Below are 4,830 nucleotides of genomic sequence, written 5' to 3'. Positions count from 1 at the left end.
GACGGGACACGCAGGTCCGGACACGAAGGCACGGCCCCGCAACAACAGGCCGGCAAGAACAGACAGACCGGGGACGCCGGAACAACCCGCTCCGGCCGGCTGGGGCCAGCAGCCCTGCGAACATCGTCCGCAGGGCGCAGATGGTCGTGAACAGCAGACCATGAACCGGCTGGCCGCCGGCCGCGGCGCGAACGGTCGCGGCAGGATGGCGAGGACCGGCGGACTGGTAAACCGGCAATCGCCCGGCGCTGCCGCCGGATATCGCAGTCGGGTCGCATCGGCCCGGGCACCCGGCCGCACAGCAGGCCGCAAGCGCCCGCCGTCGCCGTGCGCCCCTTGCCGGCGCCTCACGACGCAAAGCGATCGTGAAGCGGGACCGCAAAGAGCCGCGCCGGCAATCGGCCTGTATGGCGATGCGGTCTGTGCCCTCAGCCCTTGGGGCGTGACGGCCGGGCGCTTTCCACCAGTTCGCCCATGGCGGCGGCGGCCGCCTCGCTGTTGCGGGCGGCGACGGCCGTCACCACGGCCCGCCAGGCCGGGGCCGCGCGCTTGCGGCCCGGCACCGCGCCGGCCAGCGCCACCGCCAGCGGCGTCGCCAGCCCGGCGAAGGCGCGGTTGCCGCAGCCGGCCAGCAACAGTTCGATGAAGCGGATTTCGGCAGCGTAGCTGCGCGCCCGGTCGCTGCCGGCCGCCTCGATCTCGTCGACCAGAACCGAGAGATCGGCCACCAGCCCGGCCGAGGGCCGGACCGCGGCCGCAGCCGCCGCCGCAGGCGCAACGGCGCCGCGCAGAGCGACGAAATCCGCCTCAAGCGGCGCCTTCAGATCGTCCTCGGCCAGCGACCAGACCAGCAGATCGGCATCGAGCAGGCTCCACGCCGCCCGCGGCATGACGATGGTGCCGGCGCGGCGCACGGTGCGGATGAGCCCCTTGCCGGCCAGAATTTTCACCGCCTCGCGCAGGATGTTGCGGCCGACGCCGAGCGAATAGCAAATCTCGCTTTCAACCGGCAACGTGTCGCCCGGCTTGTAGGCGCCGCGCACAATGGCCGTGCCGATGGAGCGGGCGGCGCGCTGGGCAAGGCTTTCCACCGGAGCCCGGCCGCCGCGCAGCACGATCTCGCGCCGCTCGCCCGGCAGGCTGGCGGGCTGTCCGCGCCCTGCGGCATTGGTGGGTTTTTTGCCCGCTCTGCTCGATGCCGCCGTGCGCTCGTCAGCCATGCTCATCCCCTCTGCAGCGGTGCCGGTGGGCCACGCGGCCGCCGGCCGTCGCAGCACTGATGCCACGACCGGGCCGCGCCTTTCAGGACCGAGCTTCCTGCAAGGGATGTGCCGCCGAGGGTCTGAAGCGTCACATCCTACCGCGATTGCGGGTAAATCCTATGATGGATTTTGCACCGCGGCATCCTGTCGTGCCGCCGCCGGCAGGGGCCGGCAGCGGATGGTTCCGGGCGGGAACCCTGTTCAGGCCGCATAGCGGGCGATGGCGAAATCGCGCGCCTCGATCTCCGGCTTCACGCCCGACACGATATCGCTGATCAGGCGGGCCGAGCCGCACGACATCGTCCAGCCGAGCGTGCCATGACCGGAGTTGATGAACAGGTTGCCGTAGCGCGTCGGGCCGATGATGGGGGTCGAATCCGGCGTCATCGGGCGCAGGCCGGTCCAGAAGAACTCGTCGGTCATCTTGCCGCCCGTGGGGAACAGGTCGTTGACCGACATTTCCAGCGTCTCGCGGCGCGCCTTCAGCAGCACGCGCTGGTAGCCGGAAAGCTCCGCCATGCCGCCGATGCGGATGCGGTCGCCAAGGCGCGTGATCGCCACCTTGTAGAGTTCGTCGAGCACGGTGGAAACCGGCGCGCCGGCCGGATCGACCACGGGGATCGTCAGCGAGTAGCCCTTGACCGGATAGATCGGCACCTCGATGCCGAGCGGACGCAGCAGGAAGGGCGTGAACGAGCCGAGCGAAACCACATAGCGATCGCCGGTGATGAGGCCGGCCGAGGTATCGATGCCGCTGACCCGGCCGCCTTCGTGACGGATGGCGTTGATGTCGGTGCCGTAGCGGAAGTTCACACCGAGCGCCGCCGCCATTTCGGCAAGCCGGGTGGTGAACATCTGGCAATCGCCGGTCTCGTCGTTCGGCAGGCGCAGGCCGCCGGCGATGGCCGCCGGCGCGCGCGCCAGCGCCGGCTCGGCGGCAATGCAGCCCGCCTTGTCCAGCAGCTCGAACGGCACGCCATATTGCTTCAGCACCTTGATGTCGTCGGCGGCGTGGTCGATGTCCTTCTGGGTGCGGAACAGCTGCAGCGTGCCCATCGCCCGTTCGTCATAGGCGATGCCGGTTTCCGCGCGCAGCGCCCTCAGGCAGTCGCGCGCATATTCGGCAATCACCACCATGCGCGCCTTGTTGACGGCATAGGCAGCGGGCGTGCAGTTGCGCAGCATCTGCAGCATCCACGAATACATCTTCGGGTCGAGCTGCGGACGGATGACCAGCGGGCCATGGGCGTTGAAGAGCCACTTCAGCGCCTTCGTGGGAATGCCCGGCGCGGCCCACGGCGAGGCATAGCCGGGCGAAATCTCGCCGGCGTTGGCGTAGCTGGTCTCCAGCGCCGCCCCCGGCTGGCGCTCGATCACTTCCACCTCATGGCCGGCCTTGGCCAGATAATAGGCCGTGGTAACACCGACCACGCCCGCGCCGAGAACGACGACCTTCATGTCAAGACTCCACCCGTTTGTGGTCGCCGGCCGGGCGTGCGCCCGCCGGCCCGTTGCCCGCCGCCTGCCTTCAGCCGCCGATATAGCGGCGCGAATACCGCGCCCCGAGGCCGGTGAGGATTTCGTAGCCGATGGTGTGGGCCGCAGCCGCCACCGCATCCACGCTCTGGTGCGGCCCGATCAGTTCCACCGGCATGCCGTCGCTGAGCGCGCCATCCGGCACGGCAGAGGCATCGAGCGTGGCCGAATCCATCGAGATGCGGCCCACGAACGGCAGCGCCACGTCGCCGAAATAGGCCGCTCCGGTGTTGGAATGACTGCGCAGCCAGCCATCGGCATAGCCGACCGCCACGGTGGCGATGCGCATCGGCCCGCTCGCGCGGAACGAATAGCTGTAGCCGACGGCATCCCCGGCGCCGATCTCGCGCACCTGAATGATGCGCCCGTCGAGGCGCACCACGGGCTTCATCGGGTTCGGCTGGTCCGGCACCGGGGCGAGGCCGTAGAGCGCCGCCCCCGGCCGCACGATGTCGAAATGATAGGCCGGGCCCAGGTGGATGCCGCCGGAGTTGGCGAAGCAGCCGGGGGCCGCCGGCAGCAGGCGGCGGCGGGCCTCGAAGGCCGCCAGTTGCCGGGCGTTGGCCGGGTTTTCCGGCTCGTCGGAGCAGGCGAGATGGCTGACGACCGCCCGAAGGTCGATGCCGTCCATCCGCTTCAGATCGGCGGCGAGGGTCTCGATTTCCTTCAGCGGCAGGCCGAGGCGCGACATGCCGGTGTCGATCTGGATCATGCCCGGCAGCCTGCGGCCGAGCCGCGCGGCATGGGCCGACCAGAGTTCCACCTGCTTCAGGTCGTTCAGCACCGGCACGATGCCGCGGTCGGCGCATTCCGCCTCGGCACCGGGCATCAGGCCGTTCAGCACGAACACATCGGCGCCGGCCGGCAGGTGCGGTTTCAGTTCCAGCCCTTCGGCCAGATGCGCGACGAAGAAATGACGGCAGCCGGCAGCCGCCAGCACCGGGGCCACCCGCGTTGCACCGAGGCCATAGGCATCGGCCTTGACCACCGCACCGCAGCGCGCGCCCGACGCCTTGCGGGCAAGCGCCAGATAATTGGCGCGGATTGCACCGAGATCGATCGTAAGCCACGCACCCGCATTGTCTGCGGGCGGCCAGGCGGTCACCCGCTCGTCCGTCGCCATCGCCAGAGCTGCCATTCGTAAAAACCCCTCGCAGGCCCGCGCGGCGTTGTTCCCCGCTGCCGGCCGACTGAGAAAGGATGGCAGAAGCGGCGCGCACTTTCATTGCGATATGCGCATGATGCTGCCATTCTGAAGATTATTCCGGCAGCTTCTGCGAAACACTGGAGAGACATTGCTTGACCACCCTCGATGCAATCGATGAGCGCATCATTCGCCTTCTGCGGGCAGACGGGCGCATGTCCAATGCCCGCCTTGCGGAGGCGGTGGGGCTGTCGCAATCGGCCTGCCTGCGGCGCCTTCACGCCCTGGAACAGTCCGGCGTCATTCGCGGCTATACCGCCATTGTCGACCTGCCGGACGAAGGCGACGTGACGGTGGTCTATGTCCACATCACGCTGGAACGGCAGACGGAAGACTATCTCGACCGGTTCGAGGCCGGCATCCGCCGCTGCCACGATGTGCGCGAATGCTACCTGATGACCGGCATCGCCGATTATGTGCTGCGGGTGGAGGCGGCAAGCGTGGCCGACTACGAGCGCATCCACCGCGAGCAGCTTTCCCGCCTGCCCGGCATCGCCCGCATTCAGTCGAGCTTCACCATCCGCAGCGTCGTCGGCTCCCACGCCCAGCTTCCGCCCGGCCGCAGCCGCTGAGGCGGGCCTGAAAGCAGATCGCCCCGCAAGGCAGCGAGCCTTGCGGGGCGATGTCTTTCTGCAGTCCCGACGGGAAGAAGGTCAGGCCTTCTTCTCGATGTCGTTGCGGGCCTCAAACCACATGCCGTTCAGAACAGCGAAGCTGACGGCAAGGCCGAGGCCGAGAATCCAGGAGAAATACCACATTCTCTTGTCTCTCCTGCTCAGTAGGCGTTGGGGTTGCGGTCGATGGTCTTGGTGGAGACCGTGCCGGACA

5 protein-coding genes are annotated in these 4,830 nt (G+C 68.8%); 1 reads left to right on the top strand and 4 read right to left on the bottom strand.

The genetic code is table 11. The annotated features are described in order from the left end of the window. Window positions 1–428: 428 nt before the first annotated feature. The 3 genes from V7067_RS04410 to alr form a co-directional block, all read right to left on the bottom strand. Complete coding sequence (locus V7067_RS04410) at window positions 429–1,220, bottom strand: GntR family transcriptional regulator (RefSeq protein WP_334174668.1); 792 nt, start codon at window positions 1,218–1,220, stop codon at window positions 429–431. Between the two features lie 243 nt (window positions 1,221–1,463). Further along, window positions 1,464–2,720: a D-amino acid dehydrogenase gene (locus tag V7067_RS04405; RefSeq protein WP_334174667.1), complete on the bottom strand. Its 1,257-nt coding sequence runs from the start codon at window positions 2,718–2,720 to the stop codon at window positions 1,464–1,466. Window positions 2,721–2,790: 70 nt separating this feature from the next. Then, window positions 2,791–3,936, bottom strand: a complete 1,146-nt coding sequence (gene alr, locus V7067_RS04400) for an alanine racemase (RefSeq protein WP_334174666.1) — start codon at window positions 3,934–3,936, stop codon at window positions 2,791–2,793. Between the two features lie 161 nt (window positions 3,937–4,097). Between alr and V7067_RS04395 the strand changes: the two genes are divergently transcribed. After that, a complete protein-coding gene (locus V7067_RS04395; RefSeq protein ID WP_334174665.1) occupies window positions 4,098–4,574 on the top strand; it encodes an Lrp/AsnC family transcriptional regulator in 477 nt (158 codons plus the stop codon). An 81-nt stretch (window positions 4,575–4,655) separates the two neighbouring features. Here the strand turns inward: V7067_RS04395 and cydX are convergent, their stop codons facing one another. Next, the gene (gene cydX / locus V7067_RS04390) at window positions 4,656–4,760 is read right to left on the bottom strand and encodes a cytochrome bd-I oxidase subunit CydX (RefSeq protein ID WP_334174664.1); all 105 of its coding nucleotides are present in this window, start codon (window positions 4,758–4,760) and stop codon (window positions 4,656–4,658) included. Between the last annotated feature and the right edge of the window lie 70 nt (window positions 4,761–4,830).

This window comes from Pseudoxanthobacter sp., from assembly GCF_036822375.1.
Lineage (GTDB): Bacteria > Pseudomonadota > Alphaproteobacteria > Rhizobiales > Segnochrobactraceae > Pseudoxanthobacter.
This window is presented reverse-complemented; position numbering and strand designations above follow the sequence as displayed.

Bases quoted from the DNA above. Each gene is read 5' to 3' on its own strand.
- V7067_RS04405 (WP_334174667.1), bottom strand. From the start codon at position 2,720: ATGAAGGTCGTCGTTCTCGGCGCGGGCGTGGTCGGTGTTACCACGGCC.
- alr (WP_334174666.1), bottom strand. From the start codon at position 3,936: ATGGCAGCTCTGGCGATGGCGACGGACGAGCGGGTGACCGCCTGGCCG.
- V7067_RS04410 (WP_334174668.1), bottom strand. From the start codon at position 1,220: ATGGCTGACGAGCGCACGGCGGCATCGAGCAGAGCGGGCAAAAAACCC.
- cydX (WP_334174664.1), bottom strand. From the start codon at position 4,760: ATGTGGTATTTCTCCTGGATTCTCGGCCTCGGCCTTGCCGTCAGCTTC.